The following is a 23122-nucleotide window of genomic DNA, read 5'->3' on the forward strand; positions in this document are numbered from 1 at the left end:
CTACGGTTTCTATTCAAGTTCCAATAAAACATCCCCATCATTTACAAAATCTCCCTCTGCAGTTGATATGGATGCAACTTTACCGTCCACCATTACTTCTAATGGAATTTCCATTTTCATAGATTCTAAAATGATAACGGTTTGACCAGCTTTGACTTCCTCTCCAACCTCCACTAATACTTTCCATACTGTACCTGCCATTGATGCTTCTAACTTTTTCATATTATTCCCTCCCTGTTTCTTGTTAGCAATTTATTATGCGTTTATTGGTTTTAAGGATTGTACAAACCCTGTATGATATTCTCCAGATTTAAAATCTTCTGACCCAAGAGAGCGGATTAGGAATGGAAGATTGGTTTTAATTCCTTCCACCTCAACTCCTTTTAAATATTCCAAGGACCGATTGATTACTTTTTCTCTCGTTTCAGCTGATACTATGATTTTAGCAATCATGGGGTCATAAAACGGTGTAACTTTTAGATTTGGACCATACCCACTATCTATCCTTACTCCTTCTACCTCCGGAAGATGCCAACTTGATATCAATCCTGGTGATGGAAAGAACTTAACAGGATCTTCCGCATAAAGACGGAACTCTATTGCATGGCCATTGCTTTTAATTTCCTGTTGCGTTAGCGGCAATTCCATTCCCCTTGCCACGTTTATTTGCCATTCTACCAGGTCCAAACCTGTTATGGATTCTGTCACCGGATGCTCTACTTGTAGTCTTGTGTTCATTTCAAGAAAATAAAAGTTTTCATTCTCATCCATAATGAACTCTACTGTACCTGCATTTTTATAATTAACTTTTTTTCCTGCTTTCACTGCGGCTTCACAAATTTTCCTTCTTGTCTCATCACTTAATTGAGGGCTTTGTGCTTCTTCTATTACTTTTTGGTTTCTTCTCTGAACAGAACAGTTTCTTTCAAACATATGTACAATGTTTCCATGGCTATCACCAAAGATTTGAACTTCAATATGTTTTGCTGCGCCGATATATTTTTCAATAAACATATCTTCATTCTTAAAATATGCTTTTGCCCGTTTCTTCGTTTGATCAAATGACTTCTCGATATCCTGCTTGTTTTCACAGCGATGCATCCCTATTCCTCCACCGCCGCCGCTAGCTTTTAACATTACAGGAAAGCCAATTTTTTCAGCTATTTCACAAGCCTCCTCCATAGAATCCAAAGGCTTATCTGAGCCCGGCACTACAGGTACACCTGCCTCTATCATTGCTCTTCTTGATGATAATTTATCACCCATTAATTTGATTACGTCAACACTGGGACCAATAAAAGTTAGGTCCGCTTTAGCCAGAGATTCTGCAAATCCTCCATTTTCCGATAAGAAGCCATACCCAGGATGAATGCCATCCACCTTTTCCTCTAGTGCAATTTCTATGATTCGATCGACATTTAAATAAGATGCTTGAGGGGGAGCTTCCCCTATGTGTCTTGCCACTGTTGCCTGTTGAACATATGGCATGTCTTTATCTGCATCCGAAAACAAAGCGACTGTTTCAATTCCTAGTCGATTACAAGTACGGATTATTCGTTCTGCAATCTCTCCTCGATTAGCAATCAATATTTTTCGCACTGAGATCTCCCCTTTCTAAGAAAAACGCAAGCGCCTTGATCAGCCCTGACAGGCATAAGACGAGAATATTGCTTTTCACCTTCTCCACAGTTTGTCTTATTGACTTTGAGCGGCTAGGCGCTGAAGCTGTTCAAGCAGTGATTCCTATTTCCTTATACTCCAACAAATTACATATGCAGAAGTCTCCTCCAACTATTATTTCTACATAATTCTTTGTTTTCCTGCTCACTTTTGCAAACGCTTACTAAAATTATTGCAGAATTTTTTGTTTTTTTGTTATATAATTATTATTAAAATAAACTATTTTACTTAATAAGTATAGTAGTAAGCGCTTTATTCAAAAGATAGTCGAGGGGGAATTGACATGACGGTAAAGAAGCTATCAATTAACTATAAAACATTAGAAGAATTTAAGCAGTTCAGAGAATACGGTATACAAGAGTTGTCTATGCTTGAAGACCTTCAGGATAATATTATCGAAAACGATAGTGACTCTCCATTCTATGGAATTTATTATGGAGAAAAACTTGTTGCGAGAATGAGTCTTTATCAAGTATCTAAAGACCATGACAAATATTTTGAACCAAAACAAGACTATTTGGAATTGTGGAAGCTTGAAGTACTCCCAAATTTCCAGCGTAAAGGATTTGGGAAAGAGCTTGTAGAATTTGCAAAAGGTTTTGGTCTTCCTATTAAAACAAATCCACGTATTAAGTCTGCAGACTTCTGGGATCGTTTAGGTTTTACATCGGTTCATTATGATGTGCACCGTGACCTTGGAGAAAATCCGATTGTCTGGTATCCAGAAGGAGTAAGTGCACAAGATAGATCCACTCTCTCCACATCAAAAGAGAATGTTGAACAAGAAGAGGCTGAATAACAAAAAAGAGGTTGCCTATACGTCTCAATGAGATGAAAGTAGGCAACCTCTTTTTTTTATAAGAACCTTTTCTTTATATCTGGGCTCGGTAGCATACACTGATCTTTTTTACCAAACCATTTGTAACGATTTTTGGCAATAAAGCTATAAATAATATCTCTAATAGGCTTTGGCAGAAATATTAGTGGATACAAGAACTTCCACGGAGCATCCAGCTTTCTGACAACCTTTAGTGCTGCTGTAGATTTGGAGTACATCTCATCCCCATGTACATAATAAAAGCTGTCAAAGCTTTCGGTTGATAAACCGTGTTTTTGTAATAGTTTTTGACCTTCATCAGATTGTAAGGAGGTAAACTTGAACACAGCGTTCGGATCACGCTTTATAATAAAAGAAACAGCAGTGTTACACAGGTTGCACACACCGTCAAAGAGTAAAATGGGATGTTTCTCGGCTGATTGTTCATCATACATATTAGTCACACGGTTCACTCCTTATTCTTCCTATAGAATTATTATACAATAAATATTGTCATTAATATCTAAATAAACAACAGGAAACAGCTGATATGCTAGATAATCTTTTTTAACATATTATCTATATAACTTGAAAAGCGAAGTATCCATTTACAATTGATATTCGAAAGGAAGAAAAGTTGATGAAACTTAGTTCAGTCAATGGGTTCAGTGTTTTTTGGATTGCATCAACGAGTACTTATTTTGGGACGTATATTACTACTTTTGCGTTACAAGTTTTCATTGTTGTGAATCAAAACGGTACCGCTTTGGATGTTGGTTGGATTAATGCTTCAAGGTGGTTACCATACGTTTTTATTGGATTATTGGCAGGGGTGTTAATTGATAGAGTTAACCGAAAATTCATTCTCGTTACAACGGATATTGGACGTGGTATTTTACTAGTACTCATTTTTTTACTTTACAGTTTAGACCTCATTAACATATTGTACCTTGCATTAATAATGATATTTTTTGGAATTCTATCCATATTTAATGACGCTGCATCTCAATCTTTAATACCTCAATTTGTTCCTCGACATTTATTAACTAGAGCTAATGCTCGTTTAGAACAAAGTGCCGCAGTAGCAGAAACTAGTGGGCCAGCCTTAGCAGGTTGGATTACTGCTTTAATTAGCGCCCCATTTACTCTCCTTATAAATTCAGCAACCTATTTAATTTCAGGAATTCTTATGAATTTCCTTAAACAACCAAATAAAGCACCTACTCCTGTTTCATCCATATCTATCGGTCAATTATTGAAGGAAGGTGTAAGTTGGGTTTATCGACACAAATATCTACGTATATTAGCCTTTAATACACATGTTTGGTTTCTTTTTCACAGTATGACCACAACTGTCTTCATTACTTATGTACTCCTTGAATTAGGATTGAGTTCATTTATTCTCGGAGTTACATTAGCAGTTGCAGGAATTGGAGCCGTAGTTGGGGCAACATTTTCTCCTTCCATTGGTATAAAGTTAGGGGTTGGAAAAGCAATTTCCATTGCCCGAATACTTTATTGCCCTGCTGTTGTTCTCATTATTTTAGCTCACCCAATTCAATTTATTTCTGAAGTTGGTGCAATTATTATGCTTATGGTAGGACAATTTTTTTATGGTCTTGCTATGGGAGTAGAAGGTCCAAATGAGATGGGTTATAGACAGTCAATTACACCATTACAATTGCAGGGACGAATGAATACAACCATGCGTTCTATTAACCGTAGCATGATCATTATTGGTGCACCTTTAGGAGGATTTATTGCTAATGAATATGGGTCCCATTATGTCTTAATGATTTCCGCAACTGGCTTAGCACTTTGTGCAATATGGCTTATTTTATCACCAATGCGAAACGTGAAACTTGAAAATGGTTAAGCTTCAGAAATATTTTTTATATACTGCTAAAGTTAAACAAGAAAATAATAAAGAAAAATCTTCCCCTCACATTCAATTTATTACCATAAAATAACACCAAAGTTCTGAAAGTCTAGATACTACTTGGTTTGTTCTTAAGAGGACTAGAATCTCCATGAATTTAACTCAAATTAGCCCTAATTTTTGCGCTGTACGAACTTTGTCCAACTTGATCTGGACGCGGCTATTCCAAGTTACAGCTATCCAATAAGTTAATTATTATTGGCTGCATTCGCAAACTTTGTTACTTTTCCGAATAAAATAAGGAACACTTAAAATTCGTACTGCTTTGTTCTTTTCCTGCATTTAAATTATTAAGTAACATCCAAACATAAAGTCCAGAAGCTGACTTTTTACAGTCTAATAGCAACAAATTTTTCGAAAAAAGCCTTTTTATTTCGCTAAACACCAAAAAACCACCCAATAGTAGAGTGGTTGAAAGATAATATTATTTTTCGACACGTTCTAAATTGCCATTCCGGTCCATTTGGAATTTTACTTTTTTGTTTTTATCTTCATCCTGGAGAACCACCATTTTCCTTGCCCGTTCCATTATTTCTATTAAAGCTCGGTAATCCTCTTCAACAAGATTCATGGAAGACTCAAGTTCTAGTTTTGCTTCAGCCAACATTTTCAACTCTTTTTCTAGTGTATCTACCTTACTTTTTAAGCCTTGATTTTCTTCTTTTATTTTGGAGTACTCGTTTTCCAATTGTTCCAAATGGTTCAAATAACTTATAACTGCCGAGATTGTAAGATTATCGGTTGCATACAACTTATTATCAATAGAACTATACTTCTCATCAACAGGCAAATATTGTTGGATTGCTTGCTCTTTTTTAAGCTCTTTTCTCTGCTTTTTAGCAAGTTCTATACCTGCCCCGTATTGCTTTCTAACATAGGAATTCCACCTGAATCCACATGCTGCTGATGTTCTTGACAGCTTTTTTCCCACTTCTTCAAATGCTGTCAATTGAGTACCGCCTTCTCGTATATATCGTAAAACAACTTCCGCCAATAGTAAATCTTCATCTTGTGTCCAAGCATCTTGACGAACCGTAGACATATCTCTATCCCCCCAACTCACTTTTTATCCTATACATATGCGAGTAGTAGGAAAGATAGACTAATCTTGTAATCAAAAAGCTTTTGATTAAACCTTATTTTTTACCTTCCAAGAAACTTCTTACTGCTTGATGATGTTCTTCCATTTCCCAAAGGATAGAACATTGCTCTATTTCCGCTAGCATTCTTTGTTTTAGTTGGCTTTGTTTCCACTTCATGATAATTGCTTGTTTATAGCTTCTTAGTACCTTAGAGGAAGCTTTAACCTCTTCATGTAACAGTGGTAATTGCTCCTCGGAGATTACTCTTTGGACAAACCCTAACTCCTTTGCCTCCTTAGCGGTATATACTTTTGTAGAGTTTAACATCATAACTGCATGTGGATGAGTTACTTTTTCCATTAACATGCTTGCTCCACCCCATCCAGTTGTAATGCCCAGGTTCCCTTGTACAAAACCCATTTTGCTATCAGAGTATGCAATGCGTACATCACATGCTGCTGCAATTTCGCATCCCCCACCAATTGCGGTGCCATTGATTATCGCATATGTGGGTACAGGAAGTGTACATAATGAATAAAGGGTTTCTCCCATTCGAGATAACATTTCGTAAGCTTCCTCTTTAGTATGTAAGGCATGAAAAATAGAAAGGTCACCGCCTGAGCAAAACGACTTAGTGCCTTCTCCAGTAATGAAAAAAGCACGAATTTTTTCATTACGTGATACAAATGATATTGCTTCACATAACTCAGACATGACATCATAATCAATGGCATTTCTTTTCTCAGGCCTGTTTATTTTAAACCAGAAAATATTATGTTCATCTAAATATTTATCTACCTTTGATACCACCACAATCACCCTTATGTAATTTTTCTTTAGTCTAACTTTTTTATATGCTGATTAAAAGTATACATTATTATGTTTTCAAGATGGTTAAAAGAATAATAGGATAACAACAAAAATACAAGAATTAGTTATTTTTTTCTTTATTAATATATAAAGGCTTTTATCTCATCATTAGTTGCTCTTACAGCTTTACAAGTAATTCGTCATAAGCGATTGTCGTGCCCTTCTACAGTATTTTTGGAAAAGAGACAAAATAAAAAAAGCACAAGGCAGTAGCCTCATGCTTTTTTTATTATTTATTTACTACTTCTTTTCCTTTGTAAGTACCGCATGCTGGGCATACACGGTGAGCTAATTTCATTTCACCGCAGCTTGGGCATTCTACCATACCAGGAACTTGTAGTTTAAAGTGTGTACGACGTTTTCTTTTTACAGTTTTAGACGTTCTTCTAAAAGGTACAGCCATTCTTCCCACCTCCTTAAAAAAATGAGTGTCCATTAAATAATGTAATTTCTACTCTTTGTCTTTCTCAAAAAACTTAGCCAGACCTGCAAGGCGAGGATCCACTTTTTCTTTAGTTTCCTCTTCCGTCACCACTTCCCAGTCTCTTCCAGATTGAGGAGCTGACTTTTCCTTGTCGGGAGAATCGCTGAATATTTGCATAGGTACTTCCAGAATAATTGATTCTTGGATAATAGGTAATAAATCAATTTGATCACCTTCTACCGTATGCAATTCTTCATCATCACTTTCATATTCTCCAGGCTGGAATAAGAATGTTTCAGTTGTTTTTATTGTAAAAGGATAGTCCACATCTACTAAAGTACGTGAACATGGTAAAACCATACTACCTTCCATTGTTAAATGAAACGTAGCTTTTTTTGAACTTAAATCAGCTCTTCCAGTTACATGAACAGGTCCAACAGAACGTATATCACTGTGTGACGTAATTTCACTTACATCAACAGTTTCATTTATTTCTAACCCTTTATGCTGAAGCTGATTTAATTGGAATAATGTCCATTTCAACATGATATTCACCTCAAGGCAACAAAAGTAATTATAGCTTTCGTAAGATTATTTGTCAATGTTTTTTCTTTACACCCCTGAACGGACAAAATGTCTGATTTGAACAGGTTATAAGGTTTCGTCTAAGTATTATCCTACAATTCGACAGAAAAAACTATAAAAACTTTAAAAATATGGTACAAGCCGTCTTAATTCTTGTGGAAGAGGATTATTTGCCACTGTTTGATTGTGAGAATTTATACGTTTATAAGACTTAAATAATATCCTTGATCAATTTCCCAAAGTTAAATTTTTTCGCGTTTATGGGATAGCATTATGGACATAACTTTTAATACTTATACAAATAGATATCTTGACCACATTTATAGAGTAATTTTTATCTTTGAATTATAATTATAGTCATCATACAAGATATCCAATAAAAGTAGTGGAATAATGGACTTTCTTGGAAAGTATAACAAAGTAGGTGAAATATGCAATCCTTAGGCGTTATTGTTGAGTATAACCCCTTCCACAATGGGCACCTTTTCCATTTAGAACAATCTAAGCATACAACCGATCCCGATGTTGTCATTGCAGTTATGAGTGGGCAATTTTTACAACGCGGAGAGCCTGCCCTTGTAAGTAAATGGACAAGGACTAAAATGGCATTGACTAACGGTGTAGATATCGTAGTGGAACTGCCCTATGCCTTTGCAACCCAGAAAGCTGAAGTGTTTGCTAACGGGTCCATATCCATTTTGAGTGCTTTAAAGTGTACCAATGTTTGCTTTGGTAGTGAACAAGGAAATATTGGCGATTTTGAAAGAACTACCATAATAATGGAAGAACAAAAACCACTTTATGATTTACTTGTTAAGGAATTCATCAATAAGGGTTATAGTTTTCCTAAAGCCTCTTCGCTTGCATTCCAACAGCTTATGGATGGAAGAGAAAATGTGTTGGATTTAACTAAACCTAATAATATCCTTGGCTACCATTATGTAAAATCAATTAGGGAGCAAAAGAGCGAAATTTCTGCATTCACTATTGGACGTACTAATGCTGGTTATCATGACCCTGAATTCAATGATTCCCCTATTGCAAGTGCAACTAGTATCCGGAAGCATCTTTTTGATCATGACGGAGATATTGAAAAAGTCCAGCGCTTTGTCCCAAAACCTACATATGAACTGCTGAACCGTTATATAAAACAAACAGGGAGTTTCCATCAATGGGAGGATTATTTCTCTTTATTGAAATTTCGAATTCTTTGTAGCACATCATCAGAGCTTTCTGAAATCTATGAAGTGGAAGAAGGTATCGAGCACCGTTTACAACAAATTATCAAAGAAAGTCATTCCTTCTTAGAATTCATGACAAAACTTAAAACAAAACGATACACATGGACAAGACTTCAAAGAATATGCACCCACATCCTAACAAATACAAAGAAGGAGACCATGCATCGAGTTATGACACAAAGTCATAGTGAGTACGTTCGTCTCTTAGGAATGAGCAGAAAAGGGCAAGCCTATTTAAGAGAAATCAAAAAGGAGTTGGAGATCCCACTCTTATCCAAGATATCTGGTTTTGACAGCCAAATGTTAGAGATGGATGTTCGTGCAACAAACACGTATGCAATGAAGTTTTCTGAACCTACAAGAAGTAATTGGATGTTACAGGAGTTTTCCAAACCACCGATTCGTTTTGATGAAGTGGAAAACAAATTTTTATAAGGTTTTTATAGATGTAACATAGAATACAAAAAAGGGTGCAAATATACTTCAACCGTATCCTTGCACCCTTTCTATTTTATTTTGACTTTGGTTGTAACTTCTCTAGGTAATCAATTGCATCATCAAACGTGTCAATGGGAATAACTTTCATTTTTGTCTTTATGTCTTCAGCAGCTATAAGTGCTTCCTGATAATTAGAGTTTTCTGAACCCTTTTCATTTGGTGCAAAGAAAATATCAACTCCAGCATTATCTGCAGCAACTATTTTTTGAGCAATGCCTCCGATTCGAAGTACTTCTCCATTTTCATTGATAGCACCTGTTCCAGCTATTTGATAGCCTTTAGCAACATCTTCTTCTACTAGTTGATTATATATCTCCAATGAAAACATCAATCCCGCAGAAGGCCCCCCTATTTGTGCGGTATTAATCGTAATAGGAGGATCCATTTGTATATCATAATCCGTAAGAAGACTTATCCCAATTCCTGCCTTGTTTGGATCTTCTGGATGTTCTCCAAGAGTAATCTTAACACTCTCCTCTTTGTCATCTCGGTCATACGAAATATCAATTTCATCGCCGATATTTTTTGAATTAATAATATCCATCAATTTTTCAGCAGTAGTAGTTTTCACTCCATCAATTTGAGTAATTCTATCCCCAATAATCAGCTTTCCATCTGCAGCTAGTCCTTCCTTCACACTAAAAACATATACTCCTCTTGAAAGTAGTTCCACCGGTTTTCCCGCTTTTTCATATGCAACTTTTATGGCGGTTTCCTTTGAACTTTCCATCATATGTAGTTGGCGATAGGAATATTCTTCATCTGTTTCATTTTCATTTCTTATTTGGTTAATTGGGAATATATTTTGATAATCACTTAGTTTCGCTAAAGAGTAGGTGAAAACATTCGCCTTACCCATTTTCACTGTCGTCAATAAGAATCTGCCTTCATCTTGAAAACCACCTTCCACATTAACAAGTGGTCTTAGCTCTTGGGCATCTCCAGGTCTTGTAACATAATACGGTAGAGTAACAAAATTTAACACTACCGCAAGGATAATTCCTATAAACAAATATTTCATAAAACCGTTATTTTTCATGTTGATGTTTCTCCTTCCAGTCCCTCAGTGACTTTCTGATTAGTGGAATTTGTAGTCTGGTCGCATTTTCACCAATACGAATGATTTCTTCGATATTTGTAAAAGCACGGGAACTGTAATGAGCAACTGGTGGTCGAATCATGATGTCCGCTTCCAATTCACTCTTTTTTACAAGTTCATTCTGCATGATATCTATTGTTTGTAAAATGACATCAAAGATGGAATCCACTGGCTCATTGGTTTTAACCTGAGAAACGTCAATAGCAATAATAATATCTGCTCCCATATCCCTTGCAACACTTACAGGAACTCGGTCTACCACTCCACCATCTACCAATAATCGACCGTTTAATTTTTCAGGAACAAATATACCTGGTATGGAGATACTTGCTCTTACAGCTTCAGAAATTGGCCCATGTGTCAAGATTACTTTTTCTGCTTTCTCCAAATCTGTTGTAACGATAGACAAAGGAATATCCAAATCCTCAATGTTTTTATTTTGGGTAAACATTCTGATAAGTTCTTTTACACGGTTACCATTAACAAATCCCATTTTGGGCACTGTAAAATCCAAGTAATACTTTCGCTTGAAGGCAGTTGCTATTTTATAGAGACGTTCCATATCATGACCCATCGCATAAAAGCTTCCCACAAGAGCGCCCATACTACTTCCAGCTATCAGATCAACCGGTATATTTTCTTCCCTTAATACTTTTAAAGCTCCAAGGTGTGCAAATCCTCTGGCACCACCTGACCCCAATGCAACCCCAATTTTTGGCTCCTTCAAGTTATCACCTCATGTTGTTTACAACCAACTCTGTCTGACAGCAATCTTCGGTAACATACCTTCCCGTAAGATACCTTTTATTATCTATCATACGCTTCTCCCATACCTTGGTGAACAAACTCCAAGGACTTGGGATATTTATGTTCTAAATGAATACCTCTTGTACGTATATTGAAAAAGACAACTAATGAACTTGCTAACATTTCGGACAAGCATGCAAATTGGACTGCCTATTGAATACAGGTAATTAATACTATTCTAACAAAAACGGAATCATTCTTGTACAAAAAAGAAAGTAGATCCTTTTCGCTTTATTATTTTGAGGAGGTTTGTTTGTTGAATAGATCGGTGCTAAAAACCATATTCTTTGCCATTATTATTTCCCTCCTTACCCTGTCACTTATACTTAATCCAAAAGCTTCATTTGAGGCAAGTGTAAGAGGACTAAATATGTGGTGGGAAATTGTGTTCCCTTCTCTCCTTCCGTTTATGATTATCAGTGAGTTGCTCATCGGGTTTGGTGTAGTAGCATTCATCGGTGTATGGTTAGAGCCTTTTATGAGACCGTTATTTCGTGTTCCTGGAGTTGGTGGTTTCGTATGGGCAATGGGAATGGCTTCTGGTTACCCCTCTGGTGCAAAGCTGACTGTTCGTCTCCGACAGGAAGGACAGATATCAAGAATAGAAGGGGAACGTCTCGTTTCTTTTACCAATTCCTCCAATCCTTTATTCATCTTTGGGGCAATAGCAGTAGGGTTTTTCCATAATCCAAAACTCGGTATTATTTTGGCAGCCGCTCATTATTTAGGAAACTTTTGTGTAGGACTTGTAATGCGATTTCACGGAGATCATAGTCAATCAAGTAGTGCAGTCTCTTCTAAACCAACTAGACTTTCACTAACTAGAGCGATAAGAGAAATGCATAAAACGAGAATGAAGCATAATAAACCTTTAGGAAAACTATTAGGTGATGCCGTTCTCTCGTCCATTCAAACTCTTTTAATGGTTGGTGGATTTTTAATACTATTTTCTGTCTTAAATAGTATGCTGTCATTGGTTTCGATTACAGCTGTTTTAGCAGCAATTATTAGTATCGTATTAGGTATATTAGATATTTCCAAGGACTTAAGTTACCCATTGATTTCTGGTTTATTTGAAATCACACTAGGAGGAAAGCTAACTAGTGAAATAAAAAATGTCCCATTGGTTGATCAAATAATAGTTACTAGTTTTTTTCTAGCTTTTAGTGGCTTTTCTGTACAAGCACAAGTTGCGAGTATATTGGCAGAGACAGATATCCGGTTCAAGCCTTTTTTCATTGCAAGAATATTGCATGGGACGTTTGCGGCGTTCATCGCATTTTTACTTTGGAATCCGCTTAATAAACAATTAGGGGGATTTGAAGGTGCAACAAATGATCTACCTGTTTTTGCACCGATCATTAGAGAAGGTTTATGGGAGAATATAATAAGTGCTTTCCAACTTTATGGACCTTTGTTTACCATTTTTATGTTATGGATATATGTTATTTTACTATTTAATAAAACAAGGAGAAAAACATTTGCGCCTTGAGCAATCCAACACCGACATTCTGTAAGATATTCATATAAAGAGGACTTCCAAAAGAAGTCCCTCCGTGTATTAAGTATGTTGAAATTTCACTCTTAATGCCTGTTCTACAACTGGCGGTACAAGCTCCGATACTGAACCATTATACTTTGCTACTTCTTTTACGATGCTGGAGCTCAAAAAGGAATATTGGTTGTTGGTCATCATAAAAAGTGTCTCGATGCTTTCATCCAACACCCTGTTCATGGAAGTGATTTGCATTTCATACTCGAAGTCAGATACTGCTCGTAATCCCCTCACTATCGAACTTGCATTCTTACTATGGGCGTAATCAATCAATAATCCATGGAACTCTTCCACTTCCACATTACCGAATTCTCCCGTCACATCTTTAATTAATTGAACTCTTTCTTCTACTGTAAAAAGTGGATTCTTAGAAGAATTGTTTAAAACACAGATGTATACTTTATCAAACACTTTCGAAGCCCTTTTTATGATATCAATATGCCCAAATGTAATCGGGTCAAAACTCCCAGGACAAACCGCTACACTCGCCATCAATATTCCCCCTTTGATTCCTCACGATTCTGGTAAACGGATATTACTGTAATACCGTAAGTTTCTACTCTAGTTCTAATAAAATCTCCAATATCATCGGGTAAAATAACCTCGTTACTATGCTCGGCCATTATAATTCCCGATTGATTTAAAAGATTATATTCACTAATTTTATGTATCAATTCTTCAAGCTGATGCTTTTTGTATGGTGGATCGAGTAAGATAAGATCGAATTGAATCTCTCTTTTTTTAATTGCATTTAAAGCTCTTAAAGCATCATTTCGATATATTTCAACTTGTTCTGCGATATTGAAGTTTTCGACATTCTGTTTAATGGTTTGGATTGCCTTTCCATCTTTATCAACAAATATCGCTTTGTCCATTCCTCTGCTGATGGCTTCGATTCCTAATGAGCCACTTCCTCCGAACAAATCTAAAGCAAGCCCACCATCAAAATATGGCCCAATAATATTAAATACTGCCTCTTTTACTTTATCAGTAGTAGGTCTAGTATTCATACCTGGAACCGCTTTCAACTGTCTACCTTTCCATTTTCCTGAAACTACTCTCATTTTCTCACCATTCTTTAATTTCTAGATTGCTAATCAACATTATCCTATCATATTCGACATGCATGTCAAAAGTTTTTCTTAGACATTTTTCTAGTTTCAACAATTGTGTATAGCTTCCCTCTATTTGGTTCATACTTAATGGTAACAACATCCTTTGTGTGATGTTGTTGCCAACCGCGGAGAAGACTTACGTTTCCCCATAAGTTCTTCCTCCGGTTTCTCCTCTCCCTTTGCCTTCTTACCTTGGTTTTTATCAAGGGATAGAAGGACCCTGCATGGGTTTCCAAGCAGGGTTTTTTTGTTTTTTTAAATGATTGTTGCTATTTATTTGTAAATATTTGAATGTTGTTTTGAATATTTCCCCTTACTATCAAGGTTGTTTGTGAAAACACATTTTTTCATTAACATGGTATATCTACATCTATATCATTGGCTAAATGAAGTTTACATTGCTCCAAACAAAGATTGCCCCATTCTTCCGTTGTTAAGATATTTTTCGTAGTGACGAATAACTCCACTTCCTCTAATGTAGCATTCTCGAATTCCAATGCGTCCTCTTGATTCATAAGCTCTTTTGAAACAAGATAATATAATATCCCTGTAACCAGTACCCCTTTAATTGGAACATTCATTGTGCGTTTTGATTTTACCGTGCCAAAAAGATGATCATAAAAATATAATAATATTAATGAGGTAATAAGAATAAATGTAACGCCCATCATGATGATGCACTCCTTCCATATTTGAGTTGCTCTTCAATTTTGAGCAGTAACATGATAAAGTATGTGTTGGGAAAAGTGTGATCTGTTCTTTGAGAGGAGAAATTGAAAATGATACAACGATTTATCGAACTAGGAGAAGGTTATTCCGATATATATGAACTAATGGAATTAGCAAAACATAATAAAGATAGATTGCAACACATGATGATGCTGCATACAGAAAAGAATGGTCGAAAACTTTCGTCTTTAATTGTTATTATGAAACCAACTAATCCTGGAGATTTTCAAGCATTATATACTTGTTTAGAAGGGATTCCAAATTATCAACAACAACCGAATAAGCGGTCAGAATTATTTTTAAATCTTGCCGAAGAATTAGGAAAAACAGTTATTCAATTTGACGTGAAACCTTCCATTTCATTTGCGGAGAAAGATTTATACTTCCAATATTTAATTGGAATTCTTAGGTTAAACCATTATATTCCCGCGCTTAAGTAATGATGTATGTTATTCTGTAGAAACAAAAAGCAGTACAAAACATATCTATATACGATTTTGTACTGCTAATTTTTATAGTCCCATTTTATAGTCATATTCCTTGGCTTTATCTGGTCTGGAATTTTCGTAATGGGTTTTTATAGTTGGCTTAGGCGAAAGTTCTACTTTTTTTATGTAAGATTGTTTATTCAGTTTTTCTAAAAGGCTTTCTGCTTCTTCAAGATTACAATAAAATAATACATACTTTAGCTTTTTAGATATATAAATAACATTTCCATAGCGTCTTAATAATTTTGCTTGTTTTAAGGAATGTAGCCAAACTATTATACCTTGTCTTTGTGATAACATACATTTACCCCTTTTTAAATCTTCCCTTTTATCAAAGCTTTTTTCGTAAAAATTTGTGCTATAGGTAACAAATTGCCTTTTGCTCGGGGAAAAATAAACCCTTTCATGCTGGATAAGTACCTACAATGCAAATTTTGTGAAAAAAACTAATCTAATAATACAACTATTATTATAGTTTAGCATGGATGGAAATATTATGACACTGTTAAAATAAAGGAATCAACAGATTATTTAATGAAAAGGGTGAGAGAAATCGAACTGGAGATGGTTTGGGATATTTTCTTAGCAGATTTAAATGAAAATGGGCTTGTGAAGGACTGTTTTCGAAAAAAAATAACTGGTATTCCTTTTTTGTATGTGGAAGTACTACCAGAGCACTCGGATAGCTGGGAAAAAAAAGGACTATCCTTTATTCATGTCTGTTCTAAAAAGGCTATGTTTAAGAAAAAAGTCACCACTGAAACTCATTTTGTTAGGCGACAAGAACAGATCTTTGTTTATAGACATCGATTTTTTGTTCCACAGGAAAAAATGTTTTGTTGCGGGAACCTTTGTGAGGATTGCATTCGGCTTAGAAAAGATAACAAATAAAAGGAGCTGCCTATATAGAAGCAACTCCTAAATGGAATAGACATCAACTTGCCTTACAACCACAGCCTCCACCAGTGCCGCAGCCACCGCCACAACTTGAAAGGGAGTCAAAAAATGGATTGCCTGTTGGTACCTTTACATTTTCAGAAACAGACTTTCCAATAAGCACACTTATTTCATCCAAAACCTTTTGAATGGTGTCTTCCGCTTCTTTAAATGCATGAATAGTATCATGAAGGTCCAACTTACGCTTCAGCTCTCTTGTTTCCAAAGTTACTTTGCGATAATCGGGATGATATTTTCCAAATCGTTGAACTTCTTCATATTTTTCTTTCATTTTCTCAAATGAACGAATAAGCTCTTGGGCGACATCGTCATTTTGTAAGTTATATAAACAGCGGTGATAGTCTTCAGCAAGCTCTGATCGCCATATCATCTTCGCCAATTGTTCTGCTTTCTCTACTATTTCTACATGCTCTACAGTAGCAATCATGGAATACACCTCCAAGACCATCATATCATGTTTTACTAGAGTTGTGTAATAACCCACTACTCAATATCAATTTCTAATTTTTCACTTATTCCATATTCACTTTTGTCATTGTGAAGTAAGGTAATAGTTAGTTCATGCTTACCTTTAGGAATATCATTTATTACAAAAGCACCCTTAGTAAAGGAACCTATCTGTTTATTATCAAGAAATACTACTACCATACCTTCCCCATGCTTTTTCTCCTGTTTTCCTTCTACAAAATGAAAATTGGGTGTTACAATACATTCCAAATATACATCATTACCTTTTATCGAATGATGAACTCTCATATTCATTTTCTGATTGCTTGAGGAGGAATGGGAAAGAACTTCCATGACATTTACATCAGTTTCTACCATGGATTTTGGTTTTTGTTGTTCCTCCTTACAGCCTGTGAGTATAAAGAGAATGCAAATGAAGCTCGTCCAAATAACTCGCATAAGAATACTCCTTTCCATTTGACATTATTTCTAGTTTTAGAAAGGAGTTCCCATTCTATTCCAAAAGAATGAAATAATTTATCATACTAATCCATATTTTTCATTGATTGAAACATATGGACCATCATCGATGCCATTTGTACGGAATTTTGAAATCTTTCTACTTTATGTGGAATGGTTTGTTTATAATAATGCATAGATGCTAATTCAAAATCATCTAATTTCTCTGGGTTTCTTGAAAGTGTTCGATACCATAAGGGCTGTTCTCTTATATAGCTTTTTAATGACTTCTTTTTTTGAATATAATCATAAATATCTTTTCGCATACATCTCATCCATTCCTAATCTTTTCGAAACGAAAAAGGATTTTTCACACCTGATGAAGTAGATGTACCCTTTGTAGTTTGTGGTAAAAACTGCTGTATAAGCTGCTGAATATTTCCTATGGCAGAGTTTGCGTTATTTAAGTAGTACTGTATTTGGTTAGCATCCATTTTCTTTAACGATTGCAATATTTGAGGAATAACATCGGATTTACTTCCTTTTCCTTCTTCATCCTTCCCATCAACTCGATAGCTTTTCCAACTTTCATCCTCTTCACCGAGTAAGTACCACTCTTCGAATAACTCTTGCCAAGTTTTCTTTTTACCTTTCACTTCTTCAGATAGCTTGGGATGCCTTTTTACAAAATCTTTGAACTTAGCAATACTTGGATGTTGTTCTTTCGTTGCCATTCTCTCACCCCATTCCTGTATATATGCCTATATTTATTTTATTGAAAAAAAGAAAAAGCGTTCGCCTATTTTTACTTTCCTTTACCTCCTGACAATTGATAAGATGGATGTAGACTAAGTCAGAAAGTAGGATAAAGATGGAAATCATACAGCAATGGGATAACTTTTTGAAGGATGCATCAGAAGAAGAAAAGGAAACTGCTGCTTTGTATCTACAAAGCATGAAGAGAAAAAGGGAAGGAAAGAATGGTACCCATATTGGTGCTTTGATGGGAATCTCCAGTAAGTTTGATGAACCAGGTACATTAACGATGGATATAGATAATTCAATACTTCTTCAAAACTCATTAGATATATTGCATGGGGGACTTACCGCTACTCTTTTGGATTCTGCAATGGGAACTCTCGCATTTAAGCTATTACCAAGTGATAAAGCCGCTGTTACTACAGAAATGAAAATAAATTATGTTGCAAAAGGAATTGGTAGTTCATTTATATGCGTTGCAACTGTCATACATAAAGGGTCTAAGATAATGGTAATGGAAGGTAAGGTTTTTCGTGACGATGAAGTTTTAATTGCCCATGCAACGGGAAGCTTTTTTATCATTCCAAAAAAATAAACTAAAGGGTGGCGCTATGGTAACTGCAATCGTCATACCAATCTTGATCATCTATTTCTTTTGGATAACAAAAAAAGAAAAGCAAAAGCAGCTAGAAAAGTGGAGAAGACTGACAGAAGTCCCTCTTGAAGCTAGATTGGAAGGTGAAATATTAACGGTTCATACTGATAAAAAACGGTTTTATCATGAATTGTATTCATTAGAAACCATACTCCATATTAAAAGTAAAAAAGGAAAATATACGGCTATTTACAAACAGCCTTGTCAAGATAATTCTATTCCTCCTTCCCTTATTGTTGGCCAATCTGTTGAGTTATTAGGGCAATGGAATGAGAATAATGGCTTTACAATAGGTAAATTCATAATAAAAACCAGACATTAAAGTGTCTGGTTTTTAACTACCATATTTGGATAAAGTTTTGCGTATAATAATTTTCACTCACTCCCACCCCAAGGTGAGTAAATTGTGAATTTAACAAAGTGTTCCTGTGTCCTTCGCTATTTAACCAGCCTTCTGTAGCTGCTATTCCATCTACGTACTTGGCTGCAATATTTTCCCCAGCCAGACGAAATGGTACATCCCCCTCCATAAGTCTATCTGTAAGGCTGCCTCGTGTTGGAGATGTGTGGGAAAAATAGTCACTATCTCTCATGTCTTTACTATGAAAGAACGCTACCTCCGCTACGTCTTGATCCCATTCAACAGCGGAAAGGTTAAATCGTTCTCTAATAATATTTGTAAAATCAAGAATCTGCTGTGCATTCCCTGCTTCCACTCTCTCCAACTCTTCTTGAGATAATTCCTTTGCCTCCAACAATGGACCCCTATAAACTAATTCATAAGGTCTTTGCTTTATCAAGGTTTCAGAGTCAAGATAACGGACACTTGATAAGGTTTTGTCGATGTCATCAAAGTACAGCTGTACATAGAAATCTTCTAATTTTATCAATGGACGCATGGTACTCTCTTCTGATTTAATGATAAACTGATAGGATCCCTCTTCATGCTCTACCGTCACACTATCCGAAAAGTCAAACTTTTCATTAAGCGTATCGTAGTTTTCCCCTATTTCCATTGCTCCATTATTACTTTCACTGCCTGTACTAAATATCGTAACGACTCGATTATCTATTATTCCAATCTGAATATAGTTATTAAAGTTAGAGTTGTATATCCACCATTCATAATCAAATGCTGATAGATCTTTTCTATCTGGCTCTCCAAACGAATCTATTATTACGTCCGTTCCTTCTCCCATATAAGTAGAAATGTTTTCGACTTGCTCATTCTTTTGAATGTCAGCCTGCGTGAAGACTTTATCTTCTGCTTCCTCTCGCTCAGTGAATATCTGACCACTCAATGGTTGTTCTTTTATTATTCTTTCTATTTGATGAGGCTCTACATTTACAAATAAATATAGACAAAATGCAATAAAAAGTAAGAAAAAAAGTCCCCTCATGTATTCTCTCCCTCCCTTTTCTACCATTATACTTTGCTAGAATAGATTTCATTCTATTTATTTCGAAGTAAAATAACTAGATTAATCTATCTATACCCTTTGGGAACGAAATGAATACTATTAATCATAACTAAAACTTGCATTCTCATCAAATATAAACGCGGATACACCGTCCTTTTAGATAAATTCATATTTCAAGAAAAAGACCAGTCCCATTTAAAGGAACTGGTCTTTGTATTAATTATTCTTCTGAGATTTGACTAAGTGCCTCTCCTGCTTGATCATCAGAATAATGATGAACAGCCAAGTCACCTAGAGATACCATGCCAATTAATTGATCATTTTCTACAACAGGTAAACGCCTAATTTGATGTTCTGACATCAAGTTGGAAGCTTCCGAAAGTGTTGCATCCGGTCCGATTGTCACTAAATGATCACTCATAACATTTGTCACTTGATTAGACCCTGGATGTTTTTCTGCAATACCCCTCACCACCAAATCTCTGTCTGTAATCATTCCAATTAATTTATCATTTTCTACTATTGGAATAGCACCTACATCAAGATCCTTCATTTTCGTAGCAACTTCAAACACATTGTCAAGAGGGGTACAGCAATCTACATCTGTTGTCATAATAGAGCGAACTGTTTCCATTTCCTTAACCTCCAATATTTTCTTCATACATAACAGATAAAAGTTTGGAAGAGGATAAGAATATTCCCTTCCCGTTTTATTAGGTTCACCATTTTCTACAAAATCATGACTTTTTCCAAATTATTTTCTTTGACAAGGCGTGATTACTTTTTCGTTGTTGAAAGTTATGCGCTTTCGTACTATTATAAACAAGGAGCATACTTTATCTAGAAGTAATGAGATAGAAAAAGGAGTGTACATAAATGAAAATTGAAAATACAGGTTTAGAAAATGAAAAAGTAGAATTATCACGTCTAACTGATATCATGGAAAACTTAGGCTTTGATCTAGCTGGCCAATGGGATTACGAACGAGTTACTTATGATAGAAAGTTCGAGACAAAAGAAGGCGTATTTTATTTGCGTGTTCAAGGTTATACAATTGAGGGGGACGTTGGGGGATCACATGCAGTGATTAGCCTGCTTACTCCACTTTTAGGGAAGCACTATTATCCACACGGTGTAGAATATGGTGAAGGAGAACAATTTCCAGCGAATATTGTTTCCACATCCAAATCATTATTAAATCAAGCAAAAGAGCGTATTAATGCATTAAAATAATAATTTTTAAAAGGTGATTGACTATTGTAGATTACAATGTATCACCTTTTTATTTTTTCCATAAACCATCAACAGAAATGTGCACATTTCTAACATGATAGCCAGTGAGAATTTCTATTTCATTTTTAATTTTGAGTTGTAACATTCTGCATACTTCAAGTATCGGCTGATGATATTCAACCGCAATAAAAAGATCTATATCAATTACTTTCTCATCAGCAAAATGTATTACGGCAGAATGTTGGAATTCTTTATTGATGATTGCATAAAACTTCTTCATGAACCTTGGAGGCAATATTTTCACATTCGTTTCTTCCGTTACACATATAAAAATGATGGTTTGAAGAATTAGAGTGCTTACCTCATGCTTTTCCCCTTTAGCTATTTTCACTTATAGACCTCCTTTATTTGTTAATGCTTTGAATATTCCATCACTACCGTTGTTCTCAATTTATGCATTCCATTCTCAGTTAGTGCTTGCTCAAAAACCACATAAAAAAAGTGCTTGGATCAAAATCCAAACACTATCTTTGATTGCTTGTGATACCATTCACTTACTTTTCACAGGATAATTAAATAAAATTAGATTTGTCAACATCAAAAGAATACGATGGTCATGAAATCAACCTACTGTTAATAACCAAGAATAGCTCTAAAAACTGATGTAGTTTCCCCACCTTGATAAATAACATATAAAAGTAAATAAACGGCTACACCAGTAATTGCTGTACAAAACCAGACAACACTAGTTACTGGACCAAGCTTACGATGTTTAGCAAGATTGTTTTTGTAACCTGTCAAAAGCGACGTGATACCTAGCACTGCACCAACTGTTGCAAGTGTTATATGGAAGAGGAGAAATATCGTGTAATAGACTTTTATCTCTTCTGGACCACCAAAACTAGTGTTGCCGATAAATACTGTTCTCGAAGAATAAATGATAAAAAACATAATGGCAAAAATTGCGGCGAAAAACATCGCTTTTTTATGTGCTTCCAGCCTTCTTTTAATGATCAAATACCAACCAATTGCAACAAATATTGCACTAATTACAATAAAAAAAGTACTTATAGTTGGCATTATAGGAATAGAATAACCCATATTTTTCTCCTCTCAACGCTGTACATATCAAAAACAAAGCAGCAACAAAGCTTTGCTGCTGCCTCATTTTTTTGCTATATTACTCTGCAGTTTTTGGGTGCATTGCTTTATTAAGATCGATTTCCTCTTTTTCTCGTTCTTTTCTAGCCCAACTAAAGAATACGTAAGCAAGAATACTACCATACATAATCTCTTGAATAACCTTCATAATAACTCCACCAAGTTGCTGATCTTCAACAAGTGGTAATGCATTAAATCTTTCCGGTCCTCCAAGATCAAGACCACTTAACGTACCAGCTGGAACACACAACTCTAATGCCGCAAGCCAAGCGGTAAGTTCTGAATAAGTTGCGTATAGTGGTTGATCCGCAAAAATGATTAGCGCACAAGCAGGTGTTAACAGGATACCATCTGCCATTATGTAACCAATTTTCTTAATACCAGATAAACGTTGTTCCTCAGGAAGTGGATTAACAAGTGGCCACCACATGATGAAAGCGCCAATAAACATGACCACCATATAGGTAGTATGATATAACATATCGACTTTTACAGTATCAAAAACTACTGGAATATGATAGAGCGAAAAAAGCACATTGAAAAACAGTAATGCAATTAATGGCTTAGAAATAAACCTAAAAACCGGCTTTATCACAGGAAAATGAATTACTTTGCGAAGAATCCAAGCTGGTAATCCCATCAAAAGAATAGGGGGAATCACTAGATAAAGAACCGCCATCTGTGTCATATGCGCACTTAACATTAAGTGACTTAATAGATCAACTGGTGAGCCCTTTACTAAGTAAAACAAAATCATACTGCTTAAAAAGAATGCACGCTGTTTGTTAGAAATTGCTTCTGAATCTTTAAAACGATGTCTACCTTTACCAGTAATATAGAAATAGAAAAGGATGGAAAGTATCGTAAATGTCAATAAATAAGGACTCCACAATGCCTGGAATCCAAACATATCTAAGTTGCCAATCATTTTTGCAGTCACCTCAATTGTACGGAGATTATAAACATCCCCATTTAGCTTATGAACATTATACTATAGAAATACAAGCCCCTTCAATGCGGATTGGGAAGCGTCTATGAACAGTTCAGGAAATGTCATGATTTGGACAAAATACAAAGGAAAATGGTACAAGGAAACATGAA

Annotated in this window: 31 protein-coding genes; 9 read left to right on the forward strand and 22 right to left on the reverse strand. The window is 35.5% G+C overall.

Annotated elements, in window-relative coordinates; genetic code table 11:
* Positions 1-9: 9 nt before the first annotated feature.
* Positions 10-222: an acetyl-CoA carboxylase biotin carboxyl carrier protein subunit gene (locus LRP81_RS02950; protein ID WP_230499746.1), complete on the reverse strand. Its 213-nt coding sequence runs from the start codon at positions 220-222 to the stop codon at positions 10-12.
* Positions 223-255: 33 nt separating this feature from the next.
* Complete coding sequence (locus LRP81_RS02955; RefSeq protein ID WP_230499747.1) at positions 256-1599, reverse strand: acetyl-CoA carboxylase biotin carboxylase subunit; 1344 nt, start codon at positions 1597-1599, stop codon at positions 256-258.
* Positions 1600-1963: 364 nt separating this feature from the next.
* On the opposite strand from LRP81_RS02955, the gene LRP81_RS02960 reads away from it, so the two are divergent.
* On the forward strand, positions 1964-2479 hold the full coding sequence (locus LRP81_RS02960; RefSeq protein WP_230499748.1) for an N-acetyltransferase: 516 nt from the start codon (positions 1964-1966) through the stop codon (positions 2477-2479).
* Positions 2480-2535: 56 nt separating this feature from the next.
* Here LRP81_RS02960 and LRP81_RS02965 read toward each other — a convergent pair whose 3' ends face one another.
* Positions 2536-2952, reverse strand: a complete 417-nt coding sequence (locus LRP81_RS02965; protein ID WP_230499889.1) for a thiol-disulfide oxidoreductase DCC family protein — start codon at positions 2950-2952, stop codon at positions 2536-2538.
* Positions 2953-3137: 185 nt separating this feature from the next.
* On the opposite strand from LRP81_RS02965, the gene LRP81_RS02970 reads away from it, so the two are divergent.
* Positions 3138-4373 (forward strand): MFS transporter, encoded by a 1236-nt coding sequence (locus LRP81_RS02970; protein ID WP_230499749.1) that lies wholly within the window; start codon positions 3138-3140, stop codon positions 4371-4373.
* Positions 4374-4860: 487 nt separating this feature from the next.
* Here the strand turns inward: LRP81_RS02970 and LRP81_RS02975 are convergent, their stop codons facing one another.
* From LRP81_RS02975 to LRP81_RS02990, 4 genes are all read right to left on the reverse strand, one after another.
* Positions 4861-5478, reverse strand: coding sequence for an RsfA family transcriptional regulator (locus LRP81_RS02975; RefSeq protein WP_230499750.1), 618 nt, complete (start codon positions 5476-5478; stop codon positions 4861-4863).
* Between the two features lie 94 nt (positions 5479-5572).
* A complete protein-coding gene (locus tag LRP81_RS02980; RefSeq protein WP_230499751.1) occupies positions 5573-6331 on the reverse strand; it encodes an enoyl-CoA hydratase/isomerase family protein in 759 nt (252 codons plus the stop codon).
* A gap of 286 nt (positions 6332-6617) precedes the next feature.
* Positions 6618-6791: a 50S ribosomal protein L32 gene (gene rpmF, locus LRP81_RS02985; RefSeq protein ID WP_230499752.1), complete on the reverse strand. Its 174-nt coding sequence runs from the start codon at positions 6789-6791 to the stop codon at positions 6618-6620.
* A 48-nt stretch (positions 6792-6839) separates the two neighbouring features.
* Positions 6840-7355: a YceD family protein gene (locus tag LRP81_RS02990; RefSeq protein ID WP_230499753.1), complete on the reverse strand. Its 516-nt coding sequence runs from the start codon at positions 7353-7355 to the stop codon at positions 6840-6842.
* Between the two features lie 473 nt (positions 7356-7828).
* Between LRP81_RS02990 and LRP81_RS02995 the strand changes: the two genes are divergently transcribed.
* The gene (locus LRP81_RS02995; protein ID WP_230499754.1) at positions 7829-9073 is read left to right on the forward strand and encodes a nucleotidyltransferase; all 1245 of its coding nucleotides are present in this window, start codon (positions 7829-7831) and stop codon (positions 9071-9073) included.
* A 76-nt stretch (positions 9074-9149) separates the two neighbouring features.
* Here the strand turns inward: LRP81_RS02995 and LRP81_RS03000 are convergent, their stop codons facing one another.
* Positions 9150-10175 (reverse strand): SepM family pheromone-processing serine protease, encoded by a 1026-nt coding sequence (locus LRP81_RS03000; protein ID WP_230499755.1) that lies wholly within the window; start codon positions 10173-10175, stop codon positions 9150-9152.
* Positions 10165-10962 (reverse strand): patatin-like phospholipase family protein, encoded by a 798-nt coding sequence (locus LRP81_RS03005; RefSeq protein WP_230499756.1) that lies wholly within the window; start codon positions 10960-10962, stop codon positions 10165-10167. The genes LRP81_RS03000 and LRP81_RS03005 overlap by 11 nt, the downstream gene beginning before the upstream one ends.
* Positions 10963-11298: 336 nt before the next feature.
* On the opposite strand from LRP81_RS03005, the gene ylbJ reads away from it, so the two are divergent.
* Entirely contained in the window at positions 11299-12534 is a 1236-nt protein-coding gene (gene ylbJ / locus LRP81_RS03010) for a sporulation integral membrane protein YlbJ (RefSeq protein WP_230499757.1), read from the forward strand.
* A gap of 69 nt (positions 12535-12603) precedes the next feature.
* On the opposite strand, the gene coaD is transcribed toward ylbJ, so the two are convergent.
* The 3 genes from coaD to LRP81_RS03025 all read right to left on the reverse strand — a co-directional run bounded on the left by coaD (position 12604) and on the right by LRP81_RS03025 (position 14383).
* Complete coding sequence (coaD, locus tag LRP81_RS03015; RefSeq protein ID WP_230499758.1) at positions 12604-13089, reverse strand: pantetheine-phosphate adenylyltransferase; 486 nt, start codon at positions 13087-13089, stop codon at positions 12604-12606.
* The gene (rsmD, locus tag LRP81_RS03020; RefSeq protein WP_230499759.1) at positions 13089-13661 is read right to left on the reverse strand and encodes a 16S rRNA (guanine(966)-N(2))-methyltransferase RsmD; all 573 of its coding nucleotides are present in this window, start codon (positions 13659-13661) and stop codon (positions 13089-13091) included. Before rsmD ends, coaD begins: the two co-directional genes overlap by 1 nt.
* A gap of 401 nt (positions 13662-14062) precedes the next feature.
* On the reverse strand, positions 14063-14383 hold the full coding sequence (locus tag LRP81_RS03025; RefSeq protein ID WP_230499760.1) for a hypothetical protein: 321 nt from the start codon (positions 14381-14383) through the stop codon (positions 14063-14065).
* Between the two features lie 108 nt (positions 14384-14491).
* Between LRP81_RS03025 and LRP81_RS03030 the strand changes: the two genes are divergently transcribed.
* A complete protein-coding gene (locus LRP81_RS03030; RefSeq protein WP_230499761.1) occupies positions 14492-14881 on the forward strand; it encodes a DUF7147 family protein in 390 nt (129 codons plus the stop codon).
* 72 nt (positions 14882-14953) lie between these two features.
* Here LRP81_RS03030 and LRP81_RS03035 read toward each other — a convergent pair whose 3' ends face one another.
* The gene (locus LRP81_RS03035; RefSeq protein WP_230499762.1) at positions 14954-15229 is read right to left on the reverse strand and encodes a YlbG family protein; all 276 of its coding nucleotides are present in this window, start codon (positions 15227-15229) and stop codon (positions 14954-14956) included.
* A gap of 234 nt (positions 15230-15463) precedes the next feature.
* Here LRP81_RS03035 and LRP81_RS03040 point away from each other — a divergent pair, with 234 nt between their 5' ends.
* On the forward strand, positions 15464-15820 hold the full coding sequence (locus LRP81_RS03040) for a hypothetical protein (RefSeq protein WP_230499763.1): 357 nt from the start codon (positions 15464-15466) through the stop codon (positions 15818-15820).
* 43 nt (positions 15821-15863) lie between these two features.
* On the opposite strand, the gene LRP81_RS03045 is transcribed toward LRP81_RS03040, so the two are convergent.
* From LRP81_RS03045 to ylbD, 4 genes are all read right to left on the reverse strand, one after another.
* Positions 15864-16313, reverse strand: a complete 450-nt coding sequence (locus LRP81_RS03045; RefSeq protein ID WP_230499764.1) for a YlbF family regulator — start codon at positions 16311-16313, stop codon at positions 15864-15866.
* 56 nt (positions 16314-16369) lie between these two features.
* Positions 16370-16792, reverse strand: a complete 423-nt coding sequence (locus LRP81_RS03050; protein ID WP_230499765.1) for a hypothetical protein — start codon at positions 16790-16792, stop codon at positions 16370-16372.
* A gap of 86 nt (positions 16793-16878) precedes the next feature.
* Positions 16879-17118, reverse strand: coding sequence for a YlbE-like family protein (locus tag LRP81_RS03055; protein ID WP_230499766.1), 240 nt, complete (start codon positions 17116-17118; stop codon positions 16879-16881).
* Positions 17119-17133: 15 nt separating this feature from the next.
* Positions 17134-17526, reverse strand: a complete 393-nt coding sequence (ylbD, locus tag LRP81_RS03060; RefSeq protein WP_230499767.1) for a YlbD family protein — start codon at positions 17524-17526, stop codon at positions 17134-17136.
* A gap of 137 nt (positions 17527-17663) precedes the next feature.
* Between ylbD and LRP81_RS03065 the strand changes: the two genes are divergently transcribed.
* Complete coding sequence (locus LRP81_RS03065) at positions 17664-18146, forward strand: PaaI family thioesterase (RefSeq protein WP_230499768.1); 483 nt, start codon at positions 17664-17666, stop codon at positions 18144-18146.
* A 16-nt stretch (positions 18147-18162) separates the two neighbouring features.
* Positions 18163-18528, forward strand: a complete 366-nt coding sequence (locus tag LRP81_RS03070; RefSeq protein ID WP_230499769.1) for a hypothetical protein — start codon at positions 18163-18165, stop codon at positions 18526-18528.
* A 16-nt stretch (positions 18529-18544) separates the two neighbouring features.
* Here the strand turns inward: LRP81_RS03070 and LRP81_RS03075 are convergent, their stop codons facing one another.
* Both LRP81_RS03075 and LRP81_RS03080 read right to left on the reverse strand, forming a co-directional pair.
* Positions 18545-19606: a CAP domain-containing protein gene (locus tag LRP81_RS03075; RefSeq protein WP_230499770.1), complete on the reverse strand. Its 1062-nt coding sequence runs from the start codon at positions 19604-19606 to the stop codon at positions 18545-18547.
* Between the two features lie 241 nt (positions 19607-19847).
* Positions 19848-20261, reverse strand: coding sequence for a CBS domain-containing protein (locus LRP81_RS03080; protein ID WP_230499771.1), 414 nt, complete (start codon positions 20259-20261; stop codon positions 19848-19850).
* A 242-nt stretch (positions 20262-20503) separates the two neighbouring features.
* On the opposite strand from LRP81_RS03080, the gene LRP81_RS03085 reads away from it, so the two are divergent.
* Positions 20504-20860, forward strand: coding sequence for a YugN family protein (locus tag LRP81_RS03085; RefSeq protein WP_230499772.1), 357 nt, complete (start codon positions 20504-20506; stop codon positions 20858-20860).
* A 49-nt stretch (positions 20861-20909) separates the two neighbouring features.
* Here LRP81_RS03085 and LRP81_RS03090 read toward each other — a convergent pair whose 3' ends face one another.
* From LRP81_RS03090 to ctaG, 3 genes are all read right to left on the reverse strand, one after another.
* On the reverse strand, positions 20910-21251 hold the full coding sequence (locus LRP81_RS03090) for an Asp23/Gls24 family envelope stress response protein (RefSeq protein WP_230499773.1): 342 nt from the start codon (positions 21249-21251) through the stop codon (positions 20910-20912).
* 242 nt (positions 21252-21493) lie between these two features.
* A complete protein-coding gene (locus LRP81_RS03095) occupies positions 21494-21961 on the reverse strand; it encodes a DUF420 domain-containing protein (protein WP_230499774.1) in 468 nt (155 codons plus the stop codon).
* Between the two features lie 79 nt (positions 21962-22040).
* On the reverse strand, positions 22041-22949 hold the full coding sequence (ctaG, locus tag LRP81_RS03100; protein ID WP_230499775.1) for a cytochrome c oxidase assembly factor CtaG: 909 nt from the start codon (positions 22947-22949) through the stop codon (positions 22041-22043).
* Positions 22950-23122: the final 173 nt, after the last annotated feature.

It is taken from the genome of Sutcliffiella rhizosphaerae, from assembly GCF_917563925.1.
Classification (GTDB): domain Bacteria; phylum Bacillota; class Bacilli; order Bacillales; family Bacillaceae_I; genus Sutcliffiella_A; species Sutcliffiella_A rhizosphaerae.

Coding starts and splice junctions, on each gene's coding strand:
- LRP81_RS02950 (WP_230499746.1), bottom strand. CDS start 222: ATGAAAAAGTTAGAAGCATCAATGGCAGGTACAGTATGGAAAGTATTA.
- LRP81_RS02960 (WP_230499748.1), top strand. CDS start 1,964: ATGACGGTAAAGAAGCTATCAATTAACTATAAAACATTAGAAGAATTT.
- LRP81_RS02965 (WP_230499889.1), bottom strand. CDS start 2,952: ATGTATGATGAACAATCAGCCGAGAAACATCCCATTTTACTCTTTGAC.
- LRP81_RS02970 (WP_230499749.1), top strand. CDS start 3,138: ATGAAACTTAGTTCAGTCAATGGGTTCAGTGTTTTTTGGATTGCATCA.
- LRP81_RS02975 (WP_230499750.1), bottom strand. CDS start 5,478: ATGTCTACGGTTCGTCAAGATGCTTGGACACAAGATGAAGATTTACTA.
- rpmF (WP_230499752.1), bottom strand. CDS start 6,791: ATGGCTGTACCTTTTAGAAGAACGTCTAAAACTGTAAAAAGAAAACGT.
- LRP81_RS02995 (WP_230499754.1), top strand. CDS start 7,829: ATGCAATCCTTAGGCGTTATTGTTGAGTATAACCCCTTCCACAATGGG.
- LRP81_RS03000 (WP_230499755.1), bottom strand. CDS start 10,175: ATGAAAAATAACGGTTTTATGAAATATTTGTTTATAGGAATTATCCTT.
- coaD (WP_230499758.1), bottom strand. CDS start 13,089: ATGGCGAGTGTAGCGGTTTGTCCTGGGAGTTTTGACCCGATTACATTT.
- rsmD (WP_230499759.1), bottom strand. CDS start 13,661: ATGAGAGTAGTTTCAGGAAAATGGAAAGGTAGACAGTTGAAAGCGGTT.
- LRP81_RS03025 (WP_230499760.1), bottom strand. CDS start 14,383: ATGATGGGCGTTACATTTATTCTTATTACCTCATTAATATTATTATAT.
- LRP81_RS03030 (WP_230499761.1), top strand. CDS start 14,492: ATGATACAACGATTTATCGAACTAGGAGAAGGTTATTCCGATATATAT.
- LRP81_RS03035 (WP_230499762.1), bottom strand. CDS start 15,229: ATGTTATCACAAAGACAAGGTATAATAGTTTGGCTACATTCCTTAAAA.
- LRP81_RS03040 (WP_230499763.1), top strand. CDS start 15,464: ATGAAAAGGGTGAGAGAAATCGAACTGGAGATGGTTTGGGATATTTTC.
- LRP81_RS03045 (WP_230499764.1), bottom strand. CDS start 16,313: ATGATTGCTACTGTAGAGCATGTAGAAATAGTAGAGAAAGCAGAACAA.
- LRP81_RS03050 (WP_230499765.1), bottom strand. CDS start 16,792: ATGCGAGTTATTTGGACGAGCTTCATTTGCATTCTCTTTATACTCACA.
- LRP81_RS03055 (WP_230499766.1), bottom strand. CDS start 17,118: ATGCGAAAAGATATTTATGATTATATTCAAAAAAAGAAGTCATTAAAA.
- ylbD (WP_230499767.1), bottom strand. CDS start 17,526: ATGGCAACGAAAGAACAACATCCAAGTATTGCTAAGTTCAAAGATTTT.
- LRP81_RS03065 (WP_230499768.1), top strand. CDS start 17,664: ATGGAAATCATACAGCAATGGGATAACTTTTTGAAGGATGCATCAGAA.
- LRP81_RS03070 (WP_230499769.1), top strand. CDS start 18,163: ATGGTAACTGCAATCGTCATACCAATCTTGATCATCTATTTCTTTTGG.
- LRP81_RS03075 (WP_230499770.1), bottom strand. CDS start 19,606: ATGAGGGGACTTTTTTTCTTACTTTTTATTGCATTTTGTCTATATTTA.
- LRP81_RS03080 (WP_230499771.1), bottom strand. CDS start 20,261: ATGGAAACAGTTCGCTCTATTATGACAACAGATGTAGATTGCTGTACC.
- LRP81_RS03085 (WP_230499772.1), top strand. CDS start 20,504: ATGAAAATTGAAAATACAGGTTTAGAAAATGAAAAAGTAGAATTATCA.
- LRP81_RS03095 (WP_230499774.1), bottom strand. CDS start 21,961: ATGGGTTATTCTATTCCTATAATGCCAACTATAAGTACTTTTTTTATT.
- ctaG (WP_230499775.1), bottom strand. CDS start 22,949: ATGATTGGCAACTTAGATATGTTTGGATTCCAGGCATTGTGGAGTCCT.